The 19,783-nt window shown below is 62.2% G+C and carries 18 protein-coding genes and 1 tRNA gene; 9 read left to right on the forward strand and 10 right to left on the reverse strand.

What is annotated here, in order from left to right; genetic code table 11:
• The first annotated feature begins 13 nt into the window (after positions 1–13).
• Together AArcSt11_RS08235 and AArcSt11_RS08240 are read left to right on the forward strand one after the other, a co-directional pair.
• Entirely contained in the window at positions 14–946 is a 933-nt protein-coding gene (locus tag AArcSt11_RS08235; RefSeq protein WP_250596195.1) for an NAD(P)H-binding protein, read from the forward strand.
• Positions 943–1,629: a DUF7530 family protein gene (locus tag AArcSt11_RS08240; RefSeq protein ID WP_250596199.1), complete on the forward strand. Its 687-nt coding sequence runs from the start codon at positions 943–945 to the stop codon at positions 1,627–1,629. The genes AArcSt11_RS08235 and AArcSt11_RS08240 overlap by 4 nt, the downstream gene beginning before the upstream one ends.
• Positions 1,630–1,652: 23 nt before the next feature.
• Here AArcSt11_RS08240 and AArcSt11_RS08245 read toward each other — a convergent pair whose 3' ends face one another.
• Complete coding sequence (locus tag AArcSt11_RS08245; RefSeq protein ID WP_238479960.1) at positions 1,653–1,826, reverse strand: DUF5786 family protein; 174 nt, start codon at positions 1,824–1,826, stop codon at positions 1,653–1,655.
• A gap of 109 nt (positions 1,827–1,935) precedes the next feature.
• Here AArcSt11_RS08245 and AArcSt11_RS08250 point away from each other — a divergent pair, with 109 nt between their 5' ends.
• Positions 1,936–2,967 carry a DUF5784 family protein gene (locus AArcSt11_RS08250; RefSeq protein ID WP_250596201.1) on the forward strand — a complete coding sequence of 344 codons (1,032 nt, stop codon included), beginning with the start codon at positions 1,936–1,938 and terminating at the stop codon, positions 2,965–2,967.
• On the opposite strand, the gene AArcSt11_RS08255 is transcribed toward AArcSt11_RS08250, so the two are convergent.
• The 4 genes from AArcSt11_RS08255 to radA all read right to left on the reverse strand — a co-directional run bounded on the left by AArcSt11_RS08255 (position 2,964) and on the right by radA (position 8,499).
• Entirely contained in the window at positions 2,964–3,245 is a 282-nt protein-coding gene (locus AArcSt11_RS08255; protein ID WP_353617723.1) for a DUF5789 family protein, read from the reverse strand. The two genes, AArcSt11_RS08250 and AArcSt11_RS08255, sit on opposite strands and share 4 nt — an antisense overlap.
• A gap of 120 nt (positions 3,246–3,365) precedes the next feature.
• Complete coding sequence (locus AArcSt11_RS08260; RefSeq protein WP_250596205.1) at positions 3,366–4,232, reverse strand: redoxin domain-containing protein; 867 nt, start codon at positions 4,230–4,232, stop codon at positions 3,366–3,368.
• Between the two features lie 38 nt (positions 4,233–4,270).
• Positions 4,271–7,309 (reverse strand): FAD-binding and (Fe-S)-binding domain-containing protein, encoded by a 3,039-nt coding sequence (locus AArcSt11_RS08265; protein ID WP_250596207.1) that lies wholly within the window; start codon positions 7,307–7,309, stop codon positions 4,271–4,273.
• A gap of 155 nt (positions 7,310–7,464) precedes the next feature.
• The gene (radA, locus tag AArcSt11_RS08270; protein WP_250596209.1) at positions 7,465–8,499 is read right to left on the reverse strand and encodes a DNA repair and recombination protein RadA; all 1,035 of its coding nucleotides are present in this window, start codon (positions 8,497–8,499) and stop codon (positions 7,465–7,467) included.
• A gap of 308 nt (positions 8,500–8,807) precedes the next feature.
• Here radA and AArcSt11_RS08275 point away from each other — a divergent pair, with 308 nt between their 5' ends.
• Positions 8,808–11,807 carry an alpha-amylase family glycosyl hydrolase gene (locus AArcSt11_RS08275; RefSeq protein WP_250596211.1) on the forward strand — a complete coding sequence of 1,000 codons (3,000 nt, stop codon included), beginning with the start codon at positions 8,808–8,810 and terminating at the stop codon, positions 11,805–11,807.
• Here the strand turns inward: AArcSt11_RS08275 and pspAB are convergent, their stop codons facing one another.
• Complete coding sequence (pspAB, locus tag AArcSt11_RS08280) at positions 11,808–12,419, reverse strand: PspA-associated protein PspAB (protein WP_250596212.1); 612 nt, start codon at positions 12,417–12,419, stop codon at positions 11,808–11,810.
• 92 nt (positions 12,420–12,511) lie between these two features.
• Between pspAB and AArcSt11_RS08285 the strand changes: the two genes are divergently transcribed.
• Positions 12,512–12,586, forward strand: a tRNA-Arg gene (locus AArcSt11_RS08285).
• A 402-nt stretch (positions 12,587–12,988) separates the two neighbouring features.
• Here AArcSt11_RS08285 and AArcSt11_RS08290 read toward each other — a convergent pair.
• Positions 12,989–13,414: a universal stress protein gene (locus AArcSt11_RS08290; RefSeq protein ID WP_250596213.1), complete on the reverse strand. Its 426-nt coding sequence runs from the start codon at positions 13,412–13,414 to the stop codon at positions 12,989–12,991.
• Positions 13,415–13,575: 161 nt separating this feature from the next.
• Between AArcSt11_RS08290 and AArcSt11_RS08295 the strand changes: the two genes are divergently transcribed.
• Complete coding sequence (locus AArcSt11_RS08295) at positions 13,576–13,971, forward strand: universal stress protein (protein WP_250596214.1); 396 nt, start codon at positions 13,576–13,578, stop codon at positions 13,969–13,971.
• A gap of 7 nt (positions 13,972–13,978) precedes the next feature.
• Here AArcSt11_RS08295 and AArcSt11_RS08300 read toward each other — a convergent pair whose 3' ends face one another.
• Both AArcSt11_RS08300 and AArcSt11_RS08305 read right to left on the reverse strand, forming a co-directional pair.
• Entirely contained in the window at positions 13,979–14,656 is a 678-nt protein-coding gene (locus AArcSt11_RS08300) for an SdpI family protein (RefSeq protein ID WP_250596215.1), read from the reverse strand.
• Between the two features lie 63 nt (positions 14,657–14,719).
• Positions 14,720–15,046: a 2Fe-2S iron-sulfur cluster-binding protein gene (locus tag AArcSt11_RS08305; protein ID WP_250596216.1), complete on the reverse strand. Its 327-nt coding sequence runs from the start codon at positions 15,044–15,046 to the stop codon at positions 14,720–14,722.
• A 109-nt stretch (positions 15,047–15,155) separates the two neighbouring features.
• Between AArcSt11_RS08305 and AArcSt11_RS08310 the strand changes: the two genes are divergently transcribed.
• Positions 15,156–15,563, forward strand: a complete 408-nt coding sequence (locus AArcSt11_RS08310; protein ID WP_250596218.1) for a DUF7988 family protein — start codon at positions 15,156–15,158, stop codon at positions 15,561–15,563.
• 335 nt (positions 15,564–15,898) lie between these two features.
• Positions 15,899–17,143, forward strand: coding sequence for an RNA-guided endonuclease InsQ/TnpB family protein (locus tag AArcSt11_RS08315; RefSeq protein ID WP_250596220.1), 1,245 nt, complete (start codon positions 15,899–15,901; stop codon positions 17,141–17,143).
• Between the two features lie 75 nt (positions 17,144–17,218).
• On the opposite strand, the gene ilvD is transcribed toward AArcSt11_RS08315, so the two are convergent.
• On the reverse strand, positions 17,219–18,943 hold the full coding sequence (gene ilvD / locus AArcSt11_RS08320) for a dihydroxy-acid dehydratase (protein WP_250596222.1): 1,725 nt from the start codon (positions 18,941–18,943) through the stop codon (positions 17,219–17,221).
• A gap of 433 nt (positions 18,944–19,376) precedes the next feature.
• Between ilvD and tnpA the strand changes: the two genes are divergently transcribed.
• Positions 19,377–19,781, forward strand: a complete 405-nt coding sequence (tnpA, locus tag AArcSt11_RS08325; protein WP_250596224.1) for an IS200/IS605 family transposase — start codon at positions 19,377–19,379, stop codon at positions 19,779–19,781.
• The last annotated feature ends 2 nt before the right edge of the window (positions 19,782–19,783 follow it).

The following is a 19,783-nucleotide window of genomic DNA, read 5'->3' on the forward strand; positions in this document are numbered from 1 at the left end:
CCTACCGGTTCGTATGAACGTTCTCGTCACCGGCGCGACCGGCTTTGTCGGACGCCGACTCGTCCCGGCACTCCTCGATGCTGGCCACGAGGTGCGCGTGCTCGTCAGGGATCGATCGAGCTACGAGCCCGACGTGGCCGACGATATCGGGGTCTATGAGGGCGATCTACTCGAACAGGGTAGCTTCGAGTCCGCACTGGCAGGGGTCGACGCGGCGTACTATCTCGTTCACTCGATGGGATCCAGCGGGGACTTCGAGGAGCGTGATCGCCAGGCAGCCCGGCATTTCCGTGCAGCCGCAAGCGCAGCAGATGTCGAGCGCGTGATCTACCTCGGCGGGCTCGGCCCCAGCGAGGACGATGAGGGCGTCTCCGCACATCTGCGTTCCCGACAGGAGGTCGGGCGATTGCTGGACGAGGGAACGTACGACCTGACGACGCTCCGTGCGGCGGTCATCGTCGGCGAGGGGAGCGCGAGCTTCGAGCTGATCGATCAGCTCACTGGTCGGCTGCCAGTGATGCTTGCCCCGAAGTGGGTCCGGACCCGCTGTCAGCCGATCGCGATCGACGACGTGATCACTTACCTCGTGGGCGTGCTCGACGCCCCCGAGACTGCGGGCGGGACGTTCGAGATCGGCGGCCCGGAGGTGATGACCTATCAGGAGATGTTACAGCGTACGGCCGAGATCGCTGGACGAACCGTCTACATCGTCCCGGTCCCGGTGCTCACACCGACGCTGTCTTCTCACTGGCTCACCTTCGTCACGGACGTGCCTACCTCAGTTGCCAGGCCCCTGATTGCGGGTCTCAAGACGCCGGTCGTCGTCGAGGACGATCGGATCCAGCAGTTCGTTGACGTCGAGCCGACATCGTTCGAGACGGCGGTCCGGCGGGCGTTCGGCAGTGAATCTCCGCCTCCGTCGCCGCCAGCGGAGGCCACTGGATGAACGTCGAGTACGGTGAAGCGTGGGTCTATGAGAGTATCGTCGGGGCGATCCCCGGCCTCAATCTCTCGGACCGGGCGGCGGTCACGATCCAGCTAATCGGCTTCGAGTTCGCGGTCCTGCTCGGTGCGCTCTACTACGATCTGTGGTATGCGGCCGCGTTCGGGACCGTGGCAGTCGGCGTCGCTGCAGTCGGTAGCGCCGTCATGTTGCGGTTCAGCCAGCGACTCCGTGCACTGGACCCACCGGACGCCTACCGGACCGCACTTTTTGGCTCCAGTTTCGAGGTCGTCCTCGGGCTGGTCGCCTTCCTCGTCCTCGTCACCTACCTGTTCGTGTACGACCCGCGCACCGCGTCGCTATCGCTCGTCGAACGCCTGTTCGGTCCGGAGCCTCCGCTGCTCGTGGTCTTTCTCGCGCTCCTGATCGCCTGGGATGTGGCCTATCGGATCGGGACGAGCTGGTGGGCGAGCGTCGTTGCTGTCTGGCGGTCCTACACCTTCGAGTTCGATGACGGGACAGCCCTCGCATACCGACAGCTGGATCTACTCAACATCGGCTTCGCCGCGATTCAGCTGGCACTGCTCCCCTTCGTGTGGGATCGCCCAGTACTGGCGGCAGCGCTGGTCGGCCACGTGGTCGCAACCGGCGGTGCGGTCGCACTGTCGACAGCACTACTCCGGTAGCACCGGAAGAATAAGATCCTTCGTCAGTTCGATTTGATCTCCTCGAACGTATCCAGAAGGTCTTCGGCCGAGTCGCCGGAATCGTATTCGATGGTGCCACGGTACTCCTCTCTGGCGTCGTCGAAGTCCGCATCGACCGTACTCGTTTTCTGCTCTCGGCGTTCGTGTTCGTCCTCGTCGTAGGCACCAAGTGACATGGTAAGTATACGCATACTTGCGTGTGGTCAGTTATCAATGTAACGGTCGTTCAGATAGGATTCTCGGCCGAGGACAACTGGTATACCACTCCGCTCCCTAGGCAATTTCGTGGCGAGCCCGCTTCGATTCCGCAGATCAGACGAGCGCTGGACGGCAGCCAGAGTCGAACGTGACATCTTCGATCCGCTGGACGCCAACCTCGGCGCACGACGCACGAGCCCCCGATTCGAGCCGACCGGCAGCTGGCAGACCCGTCGATACGATGTCGACAACGGTGATCTTGCGCTGTTCGCGTGGAACGACAACCACGGCTACTGGCTTGGCAACACTGAGACGCCCGAGTCCCTCTGGCGAACCGACAAGTACGGCTGGCGCAGTGTTCCGTATCAGATCGCCCGCTGGGCACAGCGGGAGTTCCTGGCGGAACTGTACGAGGAGGATCCGTGGCTAGAGCAGTACAGCCATCTCTCATGGTACTTTCTCCCTGTTTTCATGTCAAAAGACGGTCGCGAGACGACGCGGGCGTTCTTTAGCGAGCACGCCGGAGGCTTCCCGGACGCGGAGAGCGAGGACGCGCTGGCGTTTTACGACGAGTTCCTCTCGACGGGGCGACTCGACGAGTATCGTGAGACGATGGCGGGGAAACTCGGGACCAGCGAGCTATTCGACAGGGTACGAATGACCGCCGCCATGGGCGAGTTCAATGCCGCAAAGCTACTGATCGATGCGGGCTACGAGATCACTCCCGAGATCGAGGTCGGAACGGGTCATTCACTGGACTTTCGTGCCCGACCAGCAGAAGCTGATGGGGCTGTCGAGGCTGACGGCGGGTCGGGGACGCTGGTCGAAGTGACGCGACCCCAGCCGCCGACGCGACGCAACGCAAGTACGCCGACAGCCGCCGTCCGGGAGACTGCAGGAACGAAAGCGACGGGACAGTTACGACATAACGGGGATGCAGTCCTTCTGGTCGATTGTTCGAGCTTTCGGGAGGACGAGTGGGCGGCGATCAAAGGGGAGCGTCCCGACCTTCCCCACCGCCCGGCAATCGTCTACCGGGTGCGCCCGTCCGGCTCGGTCGACGGATACGCGACGGGACGGCCACCGCTGGACGTCGACGCCGTGCTGGACAGGGGTTAGAAGGAGTACTGATCGGGGCCGTGCGGACTGCCCAGCGGCGTCGGGTCGCGGTCGCTGTATCCCTTGCGGCCGATCGCTCGATCGCTGACTCCGGAGTAGACGGCGAACTCGGCGTCTTCTCTGTTCTCGTACGTCTCCGGGCCGGTCCGTTCGAGGACCTCACGCAGGGTTTCGTTGGAGAGATCGATCTCTTCGTCGCCGTATCGGTCAAGCAGTTCGTCGGACGTGATTGGGAACTCCGCGTCGGTGAACAGTTCGGTTGTGTTGTTCATCGTCATCTGTTCTTGGGTGAAAGATCATTATAAAACTTCGCTATAATGTTTGGGGGGTGATGATGTATCCCCTAGAGACCTAGTATCCCTTCTAGGGAGCGAGGAAAACACGACACACAAAGCGGTTCAAAGGGTATAGAGATCCTGTACCGGCTCCATCTCGCGTGCAGCATCAAGGGCCGCTTCGGCGTCAGCTTCGGTCTCCGTCGCGAGCGGTGTGTCTCCGTTGGTTCGTCGCCGCGCCGCTTTGCCGTACCAGCGAGCACACTGGCGGTACTGGTTCGTCTTGGTTTTTGCGCTCTCAGCGGTCCGAACCACGTTTGTGGACTCGGCGAATCGCCGCGCCGTGTCGAACCCACTCTCTGCCTCCTCGAAGTAGTACTTTGCTTCGGCGAACGCCTCGGCCGCAACGCCCCAGTTCTCCCCCGCATACGCCGCCCGTGCGTTCTCCAGCTCGGACCGACCGTACCGGTAGTGGTCGTGTGCCGAACGGTATCGATCGATCGCCCCTCGGTCGTCCTGTACCGAGTCGACTGCGTCCCTGACCGCATCGATATCCGGCAGTTGAGACGGATCGTCCGTCGACCACGCATATCTGATCTCTTTGCGGTCGTCGACGACGAACACCGCCCGCCTGGCGAGTCGGTTGTGTCCCTCGTACTCGTCATGGAGAACCCCAAAAAGCTCGGCGATCCGGCCATCGTTGTCACTCAGCAGCGGAAACTCCAGGCCGTTCTGGCGGGCGAACTCGAGATGGCTAAAGGCGCTGTCGGTCGAAATCCCGAGGATCGATATCTCGTCCTGTAAGTTGAACAGATCGATATCACGGAGCGAGCAGAGTTCGTCGGTACATGTTGGACTGAAATCGGCCGGATAGAATGCGAGAACGGTGAGTTGATCTGCTGCGTACTCACTGAACGTGAGCTGTTCGATCTCTCCGTTGACCGCCGCAGGCAGGGTGAAATCGGGTGCCCTGGTTCCCTCGGTGAGCATATCTCACCGTGGGAGCGCGCGGTGTTAAGTGGTGGGGCCTAGTTACTCGCCAGCGCGTCTGCGACGCGTTCGATCGGATGCGGTGGTTCGCCGTGCTGGGCCTCGTAGTCAGACAGCTGTGTCCGACAGGACGCCCCCGGCGCGACGACCTGCTCGCCCGGCGAGTCGTCGACCTGCCCGAAGAGCGTGTCGGCGATCGCCTGACTCATCGAGTAGTGTTCGGCCTGATAGCCAAAGGACCCGGCCATCCCACAGCACGAGGAATCCAGTGCGTCGACCTCGTAGCCGGCCCGCCGGAGCACGCCGACTGCGTGGTGGTCCTTGCGTGTTGCCTTCTGCTGGCAGTGGCCGTGGTACGCCAGCGGCTCGGCGCTCGCGTCGAAGCTCATCTCCTGATCGAGCTCGAACCCGTCGATATACTCGCAGACGCCGTAGGTGTTGGCCGCGACGGCGTCGACGTCCTCGCCAGCAAGCAGGGACTGGTAGTCCGACTGGTACATGACGGCGTCGGACGGCTCGACCGTTACGACATCCCAGCCCTCTGCGATGAGCGGTGCAAGCGTGTCGACGTTCTCCCGTGCGGTCGACCGGGCGTGATCGAGCATACTCTTCGAGAACGCCGGGCGACCACTGTCGGTCACGTCGTCGGGGACCCGGACGTGGACGCCTGCGGCCTCCAGCGCCTCGACCGCGGCTTTTCCGACGTGTGGGTGCGTGTAGTCGGTGTAGGGATCGGCGATCAGCAGCGCCTTTCGCTCCGCATCGGCTTCCGCCACCGTGGATCCACCACGCGAGCGCATCCACTTTCGGAACGTCTTGCGGTGGAACGACGGGAGATCACGCTCGCGGGCGATTCCCATCGCCTGCTCGGCCATCCAGTTGGTTCCCGGAAGGCTCGTCGCGATGTTCGAGACTGGTGCAAACGTGCTCCCCAGTTTGAACAGCGTCTCGACGTTGGCGAAGAGCCGATCACGCAGCGGGATCCCCTCACGCTGGTGGTACTCGTGGGTGACTTCGGCTTTGAGCTTCGCCATGTCGACGCCGCTCGGACAGTCGTTCTTGCAGCCCTTGCAGGCGATACAGAGATCGAGCACTTCGTTGACGAACTCGTCGGTGAACAGTTCGTCGGGCAGTTCGCCGTTCATCGCGTTCCGGAGCATGTTCGCCCGCCCACGTGTCGAGGTGATATCCTCGTCGGTCGCCCGGTAGGTCGGGCACATCGTCCCGCCGGTCGTGTCCTGATGGCCCTCACACCCAGCACAGCCGTGACAGAGCTCGGCCATTCCCTGGAAGCCGTTGTCGTTCTCCCAGTTGAGCACCGGATCGAAGTCAGCATCGAAGCTATACTCGGGGTCGAACCGCAGGTTCTCGGTTGGGTCGGGGTCGCCACAGACGTTACCTGGGTTCAACAGCCCCTGTGGATCGAACGTCGATTTCAGGTCACGGAAGACGGTCCACAGCTGGTCGCCGTAGAGTTTCTTGTTCCACTTCGTGCGGGCGCGCCCGTCGCCGTGTTCGCCAGAGACGGAGCCATCGTACTCGACGACGAGGTCGGTCAACGCGTCGGAGATTTCGGCCATCGTGTCCAGCCCGTCCTGTGTCTTGATGTTCAGCAGTGGCCGGATGTGAAGGACGCCAGGTCCGGCGTGGGCGTAGTACGAGGCGAAGGTGTCGTGCTCGTCGAACACGTCCTGGATATCGGCGACGTACTCGGGGAGGTTCTCGGCAGGTACCGCCGTATCCTCGACGAACGGCCAGTGTTTTTCGTCGCCAGTCCGGGAAAGCAGGATCGGCAGGCCGGACTTGCGCATCTTCCAGAACTTCGCCTGCCGGTCGGGATCGTACGCCTCCAGCGCGTCGACGGCGTTGACCGGTGCGTCTGTGCTGGTCGGCTCGTCCGGTTCGACCTCGGCGTCGTGTGTGGGGAGCCGGTCGGCGAGCAGATTTGCCACCTTCTGTTTCCCTTCGGCGACCGAATCCGCGTAAAACTCCACGAGCAACGTCGAGTCAGTCCCCTCGGGGAGTGTCGCAACGAGATCCGCGAACTGACCGGTATCCCGCGCCAGATCGAGCAAGACATCGTCCATCACCTCGACGGCGGCGGGATCGTGTTCGAGAATCGGCGCGACGTCTTCCATCGCCGAGATGATATCGTCGTAGGTCAGGAGAACGACCGAAGTCTCGGCCGGGATCGGTTCGAGGGAGACGTCCGCCGCCGTGACGATCGCAAGCGTCCCCTCGCTGCCTGCCAACAGCCGCCCGACGTTGACCTGTCCTCGCTCGTTGACGTCCTTGACCAGCCGATCGAGATTGTACCCCGAGACGTTGCGCTTGAGATCCGGGAACTTCGCCTCGATCTCGTCGGTGTGTTCCTCGAGGATCGACTGGACCTCGGCGTAGATCCGCGCTTCGAGATCGTCATCCCCGGCGAGCTCGTCGAGGTCTTCCACGTCGACCCAGCCGAACTCCGTCACGGTACCGTCGGCCAGCACCGTTTCGACTGATTCGACGTATCCGTCGGCTTTGTGATACTTCAGGGAGTGTGCGCCAGTCGTATTGTTGCCGATACAGCCACCGAGTACGCTTTTGTCGCCCCACGCTGGATCAGGGGCGTACTTCAGGTCGTGTTCCTCGAGATGATCGTTGAGACGTGCAAGCGTGATTCCAGCTTGCGCTCGCGCGACTTCCTCGTCGGGATCGACAGAAAGAAAGCCGTTCATGTGGCGTTTGAAATCCAGCACGACCGCCTCGTTGACTGCCTGTCCGGCGAGGCTCGTCCCACCGCCTCGTGGGAGGACGGGAATCTCCCTGTCGGCACAGTACTCCATCACCGCGGCGACGTCCTCGGTCGAGCGCGGTGAGACGACGCCGATCGGGAGCTGCTGGTAGGCACTTGCATCGGTGGCGTACAGCTGTCGGCTGTAGGAGTCAAATCGGACGTCCCCGTCGACCAGTGCTCCGAGGTCGTCAACGAGGTCCGGCCGTTCGATCTCGCCACCCTGATAATCGTAATCGGCCCGCGGGTCGTCTGCTACATCGACTCCAGTCGTCGAATCTGATTGATAAGTGTCGCTCATCGTACCCTCTGAATATCACCGATAATGTTCTTCATATACTTAAATGGGTCAAATGATCCCATCCTGTGAGAACCTACAGCCCCCTTGCGATCACGTGCGCAGTCGCTGATCGATCGTCGGAAAAACAGCGTCGATCGCTTCTAGCGCCTGTGGCGCTACTCGGGGACGAGCCCTTCGTCCTCGACGCGCATGATCGCCTCACCGTCAGCCAGGTTCGGGGCATCAACGAGCTTGAAGATCCGCTTCGATCCCTTGGACTTGCGCAGATAGACGCGGAACGTCGAGGTATGCCCAAGGATGTTGCCGCCGATCGGCTGGGTCGGGTCGCCGAAGAAGGAATCGGGATTCGAGGATACCTGATTGGTGACGAGGACGGCCGTATTGTTGAGGTCGCCGACGCGCATCAGGTCGTGGAGGTGCTTGTTGAGTTTCTGCTGGCGCTCGGCGAGCTGGCCCCGACCGACGTACTCCGCACGGAAGTGTGCCGTCAGCGAGTCGACACAGAGGAGGCGAGTCGGGAACTCGTCGTCCTGACTCTCGCTTGCTAGCTCCTTTGCCTTCTCGGCCAGCAGGATCTGGTGGTTGCTGTTGAACGCCTTCGCAACGTGGATGTTGTCGAGGAAGCTTTCCAGAAGCTCTTCCATCGCTTCGTCCTCGCCCGGCTCTCCCTCGATCTCGCGGTCTTCCATCGTCGCAGCGATGATCTCGTCGTCCAGCCCGCGGATCATGTCGTCGATCCGCTCGGGGCGGAACGTGTCCTCGCTATCGATGAAGATGGCGCTACCGTGGAGCCCGCCGTGCTCTTTGGGGAGCTGAACGTTCACCGAAAGCTGGTGTGTGACCTGTGACTTCCCGGATCCGAACTCGCCGTAGACCTCGGTGATCGACTGGGTCTCGACGCCGCCCGACAGCAGGTCGTCGACCTCGTCGATGTTGAAAGAGAGTTTGCCGATCTCCTCGCGGCGTTCGAGTACCTGTGCACCGCTCTCGAAGCCACCGATATCTGCGGCTTTTCGTGCAGCCTGAATAATGTCCGAGGCTGTACTTTCGCCGACGTCGGCGGTGTTGCTCAGTTCGCCCGGACTGGCGACTGCCAGCCCCTGATACGAGTCGAAGCCGTTCTCCTGAAGCTTCTCTGCGGTTGCCGGACCGACGCCAGGGAGTTCCTCTAGATCCTCGTTTGCTGCCATAGCTCTCCGTTGTGCCCGACCCTACATAAACCTCCGTTAACAGCATAGTGAAAGTGATAGCCGCCGCGGGGCGATCTTTGATTCTTGTCATCAGAATCCGAATGAAAGCAATCATCTGAAACAATCCGGCCAGAAAGGCCAATGATATATATGCATAGCATGGCCAGAGTAAGTGTGCACGATTGGCAAACTATCCACACCGGATCGGTTGACTCCCCACCGATCATGGGCTTCGCGCAGCCGTTCACCGAGCGTTCACCCACTGCGTGTGGAGTCGGTATCATTGATCCTGCCACTACTATCGTATCATGAGCAAGAACGAAGACGGAGCCGATCACGACTCTACCCCCCGAACGCATCGCCACCCGCATGACAAGCAAAACAATAGGCCCGATACGAAAGCCGAACAGTCCCACCATTACACCGGAGACGGCGCGGACTCGTATCACCCCGGACAGCCACGGGTCGTCACGGTCGGGACGGAGATCATCAACCCGGCCTTCGTGGGCGCAATCTACGGCAGTGACCACGGCGACTTCCGAAACAGGGACCATCTGAGCCCCCGGCTCCCCGTGCTTCGGCGCGATCCCGAGGAATACGACGCCGACGATTTCGAGTGGTCGATCGCGGAGCGCCCCGACGGCAGCACCGCCGAACTCGAGTTCGCGATGGCGACCAACGAGAACCAGCCTCGCTACGATCACGGTCGGGGCCACGTCACCGAGTTCGCGCCGGACGAACCCGGTCGATACACGCTTCGCCTCGACGCGCCGGATGGTACCCACGAACAGACGCTGTATGCCGTCCCCGAGCCGACCGATCCGGATGCCGGTCAGCCCCGCGTCGAACTCGACGCGAGGGTCGAGGACGACGAGTTCGTCGTCACCGCGACCCCGGCGCTCGCGCCGAGTCGTGATACACCCTCCCTTCTCCTCGACGTGACCTTCCTCGTCGACGATCGCGACCCGCTCGACGAGGACGACCTCGTGATCGACGACACGACGGCCCGCCTGTCCCTCGACGCGATTGAGGGGGAGTCGGCCCGTGTTCACGCAGTTGCGTACGATGGAAACCGCCCCAGCGTCGTTGACACCGTCGAACTCTCGCCCGATGGTGCCGTCTCGCTCCCGAACCGGCCACCCTCCTGGCTCGACGACAGCGTGATCTACGAGATATTCACGAGGTCGTTCCACGGCGAGCGCGGCGAGACCGATTTCGACGTCCTGAGCGAGCGTGTCGAGTATCTCGATGAGTTGGGCGTCGATGTCGTCTGGCTGACGCCGGTCGTCCCATCGGTCAGCGGCGGCGAAGATATCTCGAACGGCGGTCCCCACGGCTACGACACGCTCGATTACTTCGACGTGGCTCCCGACCTCACACCGTCGGGAACGACACCGATCGAGGCCTACGAGCAGTTCATCGATGCCTGTCACGACCGGGACATCAAGGTGCTGTTCGATCTCGTCGCGAACCACTGCGGGCGTGATCACGCGTTCTTCCAGGCGTCGATCGACAGCACTGCGGACCGATCGGGCCAGTGGCCCCACGTCGAATCGTGGGACGAGGACTCGAAGTACTACGACTGGTTCCACCGGGTCCACCAGTCACGGTACGACCGATCCGGTGATCGGGTCGAACCCGAGCCGCGGGTGACCGGCTTCTACGACCACCTCCACATGCCCAACTGGAACTACGACAATCTCGCGGTCCGTGAACATATGCTTGCGGTCGCTGACTTCTGGTCGGGCGAGGTCGGCGTCGACGGCTTTCGCTGTGATATCGCGTGGGGTGTTCCCCACGACTTCTGGAAGGACGTTCGCGAGGTCGTTCGCAAGAACGACAGCGAGTTCCTCATGCTCGACGAGACGATCCCCCACGATCCCTCGTTCGCCGAAAACGAGTTCGACGCCCACTTCGACACCGACGACTACACCGAGACGGCCCACGCCATCGCCCGCGGCGAGGTCGAAGCCTTCGAGCTTCTCGAAGCGGTCAAAGCCCGCGCTGACAAAGGCTTTCCCGACTACACCCGGCTGCTCAACGCCACCGAGAACCACGACGAGAAACGGCTGCTGAACGAAGCGCTCCACACCGGCGCGTACGACGACCCCGAGGGCATCCAGCGTGCCTGCTGGGCTGCAGGTGTCGCCCTGCCGGGCGTCCCCTTCGTCTACTACGGCCAGGAGCGGGCGATCAGCCGCCACGGTGAGAACCGCCACCTCGGCCCGGGAGACCCCCGTGAAAACGACGTACGTGCCGACGGAATGCAGCGCGCGTTCATGAACTGGGACGAGTACGACGAGGAACACCTCCAGTTCTACAAGCAACTCATCGATCGGTACCACGACCTCGACGCGCTCAAACCCGCGGCCGGGCTAGAAGAGGTCTGGCATCGATCCGAAGACAACGTTCTCGCGTTCGGACGGGACGCCGCTGCGCTCGATGAGGTCTCGGGTCCCGAGCGTGTCGTCGCAGTCGTCAACTTCGAGGATGGCGAACCCGGCCGAGTCGAACTTCCCGCAGCGGTCGGGACGACTGATATCATCACCGGCGAGGACGTTGCGGTCGAACGGACCGACACGACGACGACGATCGAGGTCGAGACCATCGCCGTTCTCGAAACGCGGACGTTCGACCCCATCGGCGAGCCAATCGTCGAGTGGCGCAACGACAGCAAGTACCGGCGGCGAGACGCTTACGACATGCCGACTCACGAGACGTTCGACCAGGCGTGTTTCGACCTGCAGCGCTTCGAGGTCCGCGAGTTCGCCGACAGCTACCAGTTCGTCTTCGAGTTCGATTCGATAGAGAACGTCTGGAACCGCGAGCGTGGCTTTTCAGTCCAGTTCCCGCAAATATACGTTCGCGACCCCGAGGCAGGCTACGGGGGACTCGATGCAGCGCCGGGGATCGACGCCAGATTCAAATCGGTGTATCAACACCGGATCCTCGCCCGGCCCGAAGGACTGGTCAGTGTCGAGACGAGTCACGGCTCGCTGGTCGGGACCGGCGGCGCGGAAGCGCTCACCGACCGCGACGCCGTCCTCGTCTGGGTCGAAAAGGACGACCTGCCGGACCTTCGAGAAGCCGAACTCGTCCCGCTGGTTGCCGGATACGATGCGGAACACAAGTACGACGTGCGACAGACGACCGAACAGGCAACCGACTGGACCTTCGGTACCGGTCCGATCAGGGGGACGGCCCCGAACGTCGTCGATCTGATCACGCCCGCGGGCGTCGACCGCGACGACGCACTCGCTCCCTTCGTCGACGGGCTCGCGCGGATGCCCTTCCGGTCGGTCGACTGATCACTCCCAGGGGTGTCGCCCCTCGCTCGGCCACAGCGGATACCAGTACTCCTTGTCCGGTTCGATCTCTAGCTCGCCGTCGAGGACGCTCTGTAGCTTGAGTTCGACCTGATTGTCCCGCTCGTGGCTCGCACCCGGCGTCGGCGCGAACGGGTAGAACGTCCCCCGGCGAAACGAGTAGATCCAGTCGCCGGGCTGGCCCTCGCGCTCGAAGGCAAAGACCGCCGCAAGCAGGCGCGAACCGTACCCCTCCTCGATGAACGTATCCGCCGCGAAGTAGACGTTGGTCACCAGATCCTCGAAATCCTCGTCGTCCTCGAAGACGACCCAGCGGTAGCCGTGATCGTCGTCGACAAAGCGGGAGACGGTCCCGGTCTCGGCCTCGCCTTCCGCGAGGATCGACCGGACGTCGCTGACGGTCCCCGCGAACTCGTGGCTGTTGACGTCACCGAAACACAGCGCAGCGTAGCCCGTCGGCTCGAAGCCGAGGTTCGCCTCCATCGTCAGGTAGGCCGTGCTCATCCCGAACAGGTCGTCGGGATCGGCGTCGCTCGTTGCGTCCCGTTCGGCCCGAACCCCCAGCACGCTCCGGATGCTGTCGAGCAGTCCCATTGGTCGTGAGTTGGTCGCCGTGGACATAATCCTGACCGTTCCCGGCGTGAAACCCAATCGCTTTTGAGAGGCGACCGGTTACGAGTGGGTGAGGGCACGTAGCTCAGTCCGGATAGAGCGTCGGACTTCTAATCCGACGGTCGTGGGTTCGAATCCCATCGTGCCCGCTTCTACGAGGAGCGAACGCGACGAGTGAAGCGGCTCAGGGATTCGAAGTAGACAGGACGCCCACAGCGTAGCGAGCACGTCCTAGCGTAGTTCGAATCCCATCGTGCCCGTTCACTCCTTGCAGTCGCTCGCGGGCGCGATGATGTTCGCAAACAAACCGCGTTTGCTCACTCCCATCGTGCCCGCTGATTCTGCGGCGTCGACGAGAACGCAGTGATCGACGACTCGAAGCGGCTTGCCGCTTCGGTGAACGGACGTGAGAAGCGAATCGATGACCGCGTGAGATTCGGAGCAGACCGTGGGTCTGCGCGAAACATGGGTTCGCGGACATCGTTCGAGGGCGGGCGTTCAGATTGCAGGACCTGCGAAAAAGAGAGAGTGTCGTCTCTCCCGACGTTCTGTCACTCGTGATCGGAGGGAACCGCGACGACGGGCCGATCAGCGTTCAGCAGTAGCGCCTGGGTGACGCTCCCAAACACGGCCTGACCGAACGGTGACCGTTTGCGCGCACTCACGACGATGTAGTCGGCGTCCTGTGCGGTGCTGTACTCGATCAGTTCCTCAGCAGTGTTCCCCGTCAGTCCGACGGGGTCGAACTCCTCGACACCATCGACGTCGTCCGCGATCCGACGGGCCATCTGTGTAGCCTTTTGCGTCGAGAGGCTCCGTTCGTGGTCCGCGTCGTATCCCCCTTCCGGGTTCGGGACACCGACTTCGCCCACGTGGACCACATGCAGGCTGACAGCCGCGTCGTCAGCGAGTCGTCTCGCCGCCCGAATCACGGACTGTGCTCGCTCCGACTGATCGACTGCGGCAACGACTGGCATACCAGAACCATGACCATATCCCGTCTTAATTGGTCGTGGTTAGTATCAGTTCGAGGATATAATCGGCCGCAAGCACCGGCCGGTTCGGATCGGAGTCCGCTCCGCCCCTGCCGTATATACCCCACACTGTGGTGTCCGTACACGCTATGTACGAGATACTGATGCCGATCGACACCAGCGAAGCGCGCGGACACCGACAGGCGACGTTCGTCACCGAACTCCCGGGTGTCGGCGAGTCCATTCACGTCTCGTTGCTGTACGTGTTCGACGATCCGGATCGGGCGGAGACGACTGCGCCGCGCCAGATCAGCGGCGGGAGCGCGGCGTTCAAGCGGCTACAGGAATCCGGCATCGGTATCGAACAGCTCGCCAGAACGGGCAAGCCGGCCGAGGAAATCGTCCGCACTGCAGAGGAGATCGACGCCGATCAGATCGTGCTCGGGGGACGCAAGCAGTCGCCGAGTCGATCTGCAGTGTTTGGGAGCGTCACCCAGTCGGTAATTCGGAGCACGGAGCGGCCGGTGACGGTAACAGGGGGCGAGATGGCCGAGACGTGATCGACGGTCAGACGGCGGACGGGTCACCGCTTTCGAGGTCCCGATACAGATAGTACGAGTAGGCGACTGGCACGAACGCGGTCACCAGCAACGGGACGAACATGGCGGCGAACGCGAGTCCGATCTGCCCACTGACGTAGCCACCGACGAGTCCGACGAGCGCGACGAGCGCGCTCCATTTGAACAGCGTTGCGCCGAGGGCGTTCGTTCGGTCCCAGACCTCGTCGCTACTCAGGGTCCACGGCGTCCGGATGCCGATAAACCAGTTGCGTTTGGCCTGTTCGAGGACGACGCCGACGTAGTAAAACAGTGGAATCATCCCCGCGAGCACGAGCAGCGTGAAATCGAACTCGTAGCCGAGGTTGAACGCGACCATCCCGACGTGAAGCAGGGTCATGTACGCCGCGAAGACGACGACGAACCAGTCGTAGTAGGGCCGGAACGCCGTGATATTCTCCCGGAGCGGGTCGATCCGCGGCAGTAGCGCAAACAGTCCGACGAGCCCGGCTGTCATGGCGGGCAAGAGCCAGAGCCCGATCGCCGTCGACATCGTACCGTCCGGCTCACCCCCCGCATCCCAGTTGGTGACAAACTGGTCGGGGAGGTCGGGCGCGGCGACGAGGCTCGCGATCGCGGCGAGAAGGACAAATCCGAGCGCGAGCCCAAAGCGGTGTGTCGTGTTCATGGCAGGTGATTGATCAGGGTACCTGATAAAGAGCGTGCCGTCCTCGGCGAACTCGGGGTCCGATCACAGCTGGCGGGGGAGCACCTGTCCCCAGACGTGCTTGTCCAGCAGCCGTACGGTCAGCGGTTCCTCGACGTCGATGCAACAGGAGAGTCGCGGATACCCGAACCGGACCGCGGCGGCGTCGTGCCAGTGGACAGGCTCCGGAGCGGGGTCGACCTCGACAGTGCAGGTCGAACAGAGCCCGCGCCCGCCGCAGTTGGCGTACTGTGAGATAGTTCCGTACACCGGGAACCCCCGTTCCAGTAGTTCCTCGCGAAGGTTCGCGCCCCGCTCGACGTCGATTGTCGTCTCCTCCCCATCGGCGACGACCGTCACTGGAACGCCCATAGCGGCGAGTACGGCTGCCGCCCACCTGAGACTACCGACTGGCGCTGCTCACTGGCCCGGCGAGCCGAAACTCCAGTGTTTTACCTTCCCAGGCCGAACGAGCCGGTTGATGGAAGGTCTCGTCCGGCAGCGAGTGCTCGCCGAGCACGAGGAGACGGTCGGATCAGTGATCACCGCTGCACGAACGGTTGCCCGGACGCTTCCAGATCCCGTCACCGATGCGGAGACGGTTGCGGTACCGCTCGCGGCGCTACTCCGGGAACGAGAACTGCTCGGGGAGGTGCTTGCGATGCTCGACACCGGTGCCGACGCACTGGAGACGGTCGTGGCTGGGGATCCAGTCCCGGCACCGCCGTATCTGTCGGTCAGGAGCGTCGGCCCGGTCTGTCGTGCGACGCTGGCGGACGGTCGCCGGCTAGTGATCGATCTGCGAGTGTTCGCGATCGAGCGCCGTCCTGTCCGATATCGCTTTGCTGCCCCCGACCCGGCGGCCTGTCTTCGGGTCCGACTCCGGTGATGGTGTCACGTGCTGTCCGCTGTCACATTGTATACAATGTAACATCGTAACATCGCATACAGCGTCGAGGGGGGTACTCCCGAATCAAATGCTCGCAGTGAACCGGCGCAAAGCGCCGAATGCTTTCAGCATAATTCGAGGTGGAGCCTCCGACCTCAAGTCGTGCGGGACCGAAGGTCCCGCTGACCATCCGAACGGGCCTGCGGCCCGTGAGGAGAGAGCGAGTGTAGCGAGCCAGTAGGTCGGAGAGGAAACCGACAAAAGACGACGCAACCGCACGACGGTAGCTACCCGACCCCCAAGATTATAAGAACCGTCAAGTAGTAATCTGAAATATGGAGGTACGTCGAACTGCGCCGGTCAAACTCGTCGTTCCCGATGAGCGGCGCGACGACCTCCACAAATCTGCGCGACAGTTCCTCTACTGTGCGAATCGTGCTGCCGAGTTCTGTTGGGACGACGACTCCTACACAAACTGCATCACTGCGAACTCAACTGCCCGAGATGCACTCTACGCGGAGCTGCGGGAAGAAACTGATCTCACTGCCAACCTCGTTCAAGAGGCCATCCGACGCGCCGTCCAAGCGACGAAAGGGTGTGTCGAACGGTGGAAACAGGGCAAGCGTGTGAGCCAACCGGAGTTCACCTCGTGGAGCATGGTCTACGATAAGCGAAGTGCCACATTCTACCGGAACAAAGTCTCGCTCTCAACTGTCAACGGGCGTGTTGAGTGTGACTTTGAACTCCCGGCAGACAGCCCAACGCCCTACGAACAGTACGTTCTTTCGGAGGGGTACGAGTTCCGGGCGAGCACACTGCAATACGACGAGGTGGCCGATGAGTTCTACTTCCACATTACAACCCGGAAGTATGATGACGACGAATCCGAGGTTTCGGCAGATACCGGGCACCAAACAGTCCTCGGTATCGACCTCGGCGTCAACAGCCTCGCAGTAGCTTCGACCGGCACGTTCTGGCAGGGAGACGACTACGACCATTGGTGCCGCGAGTTCGAGAAGCGGCGTGGTGAGATGCAACAGCGCGGCACGCAAGCCGCACACAACGCGCTTCTTCGCCTTGGAAAGCGTGAAGAAGCGTGGCGAAAGCAGTACATCCACAGGGTTGCCAATGAGATCGTTTCTGAAGCCGTCGAACACGACTGCGACGTAATCGTGTTCGAGGATTTGAGCGATATCCGTGAGCGTCTCCCGCAGGCTAAATGGCACCATGTTTGGGCGTTCCGACGCCTGTACGAGTACGTCTCCTACAAGGCACCAGAACAAGGCGTTTCCGTGGAGCAAGTCGAGTCGAACCACACGTCCCAGCGCTGTTCTCGGACGGATTGTGGCTTCACGCACGAAGCGAACCGCCACGGAGAACACTTCGAGTGCCAGAAATGCGGTTACGAGGTGAACGCGGACTATAATGCAGCGAAGAATATCGGGCTGCACTATGCCCGAAAGCGGAAACACAGACTCCGTTCCTCGCCCACGTCGGGGGGCGGAGACGCACCAGTAGACGTGCGTATAAATGGTGGGACGTTGAACGGCGAGAGTTACCAGCCTATTGCTGGGGACTGATTGCCGGGAGTCCACATCAAAGCCCTACCCTCAAGCACCGAGGCGCAGAGCGCCGAGGGAGTAGGGTAGGGTAGTTTACTCGTCTTTCGCGCCGGGGTTCGTCACCGCACCGTTGGCCGCCGAACCGAAGAGCTGGCCGTACTTGGCCATAACGCCGTTGGTGTAGTTCGGCTCTGGTTCCTCGCGCTCGTCGAGACGACGTTCGATCTCCTCGTCGGAGACGTCAAAGGCGAGGGTACGCTCCTCGACGTCGATCGTCACGATGTCGCCGTCTTCGAGTGCGGCGATGGGACCATCGGCCGCGGCCTCGGGGGCGACGTGGCCGATCGAGAAGCCACGGGTTGCACCCGAAAAGCGTCCGTCAGTGAAGAGCGCGACGTCCTCGGCGTGGCCCTGTCCCGCGACGGCGCTCGTGACGCCGAGCATCTCGCGCATGCCGGGGCCGCCCTGTGGCCCCTCGTTTCGGATGCAGATCGCGTCGCCAGATTCGACGTGACCCTCCTGGACGTACTTCATGGCCGCTTCCTCGTTCTCGAAGACGCGGGCGGGGCCCTCGTGGCGAAGGTCCTCCTCGCCGGTGACTTTGAGGACCGCGCCGTCGGGGGCGAGGTTGCCCGTCAGGATTCGGATCGCGCCCTGTTCGTTTTTCGGCTCGTCGACCGAGTAGAGATAGTCGACGTCGAGGTCGTCGAGGTCGGGCAGGTCCATCGCGTCCAGTTCCTCGCCGATGGTGTTGCCCGTCACGGTCAGCGCGTCGCTGTGGAGCAGTCCGGCCTCGTAGAGCGCGTTGAGAACGACCGGGACGCCACCGACCTCGTGGAGGTCGTTCATGACCTTCTCGCCGCCGGGCTGGAGGTCGGCGATCTTCGGCGTCTTGCGGCTGATCTCGTCGAACTCCTCGATGTCGAGATCGATCCCCGCCTCGGCGGCGAGCGCCAGCAGGTGGAGCACGGCGTTGGTCGAGCCGCCGATGGCGACCTGCAGGGCGATGGCGTTCTCGAAGGATTCCTTGGTGAGGTAGTCGGAGGGACGTCGTCGCTCCTCGACAACCTCGACGGCGAGTTCGCCAGCCTCGCGGGCGATCTCGTAGCGCTCGTCGGCCTCGGCGGGCGCGCTGGCACTGCCCAGCGGTGCGAATCCGAGCGCCTCGCTCAGGGAGGCCATCGTGTTCGCGGTGAACATCCCGCCACACGAGCCCGCGCCGGGGCAGGCGGTCCGTTCCATCTCGTCGAGTTCGTCCTCGCTCATCTCGCCCTCGGCGACCGCGCCGACGCCCTCGAAGACGTTCTGGATCGTCACCTCGCGGCCCTCGTGCTCGCCGGGCATGATCGAGCCGCCGTACAGGAAGACCGAAGGGAGATCGGTGCGGATCATCGCCATCATCATGCCGGGCATGTTCTTGTCACAGCCGCCGATCGTCACGAGACCGTCCATGCGCTCGCCAAAGGCGACCAGCTCGACCGAGTCGGCGATGATCTCGCGGGACGTGAGCGAGGCTTTCATCCCCTCGGTTCCCATCGAGATGGCGTCGCTGATCGTGATCGTCCCGAACTCGATCGGCATTCCATCGCGATCGTCGACGGCATCGTACGCGCTCTGTGCCACGTCGTCGAGGTGGACGTTACACGGCGTGATATCCGCCGCGGGGTTCGCCACGCCGATCATCGGCGCGGAGAGGTCATCGTCGTCGTAGCCCATCGCACGGAACATCGCACGGTGGGGCGCTCGTTCGACCCCTTCGGTCACTTCGCTGCTCGGAAGCTCGGGGTCTTTCTCGCGGCCCGTGGGTTCATTGTTCATACCCCGTCAATTCGGGTCGGGAACCTTAAGTGACCAGATTCCTCGCAGGGTAGCTGATTCTATATCCGAAAGAGAATCTCTGAAAAATAGTTTTAAATATCCAACTGATTCTATTCACTAACAGTATATAATTATAATTTATATACAGTTAGGCATGCAACTTTGTGTGGGATGAGTACAGGTGACATGAGAGGCGACTCCATGGGCGCTCATCCGCACAGTTACCAACCATGACACGCAAAACGACGCAGGGACGATTTAGCTGAATTGAGGCGCTAAGCCCCCTTCCTCAGCGAGCGCCGACCGAACGGGAGGCGCGAGCAGGGAGGGGATACAGCGCCGCACGGTTCTCATACATTCTACGGTTACAGGCCCACAGGCCCACGCAGTCGTAACGTTTTTGCAGTAGGGTAGCTAGTATTGACCGAACCTAATGGAGTATGACCTCGACTCGGGAGCGCACTCGATGTATTCCCTGCACTATCACCTGATACTCACCACGAAGTATCGGCGCGGAGTGCTAACCGAGGAGCGAACCCAATTCATTCACCAGGTCATCAGCGGGTTCACGGACAACTACGGTGTCGAACTGACAAACCTCGACGGCGAGGACGACCACGTACACATCCTCTTCCGAGCGAAACCAACCACAGACCTCGTGAAGTTCATCAACACGGTCAAGGGCGCGACCGCCCGCCGTATCCGCAACGAGTACGCGGACGAACTGAAGACCGAACTGTGGGGCGACTCGTTCTGGAACGACTCGTACTGCCTCATCTCGACGGGGCAGGTGTCGCTGGATGTGCTGAAACAGTATGTAGAGGACCAACGCGAGTAGTG

The organism is Natranaeroarchaeum aerophilus, assembly GCF_023638055.1.
GTDB classification, from domain to species: Archaea; Halobacteriota; Halobacteria; order Halobacteriales; family Natronoarchaeaceae; genus Natranaeroarchaeum; species Natranaeroarchaeum aerophilum.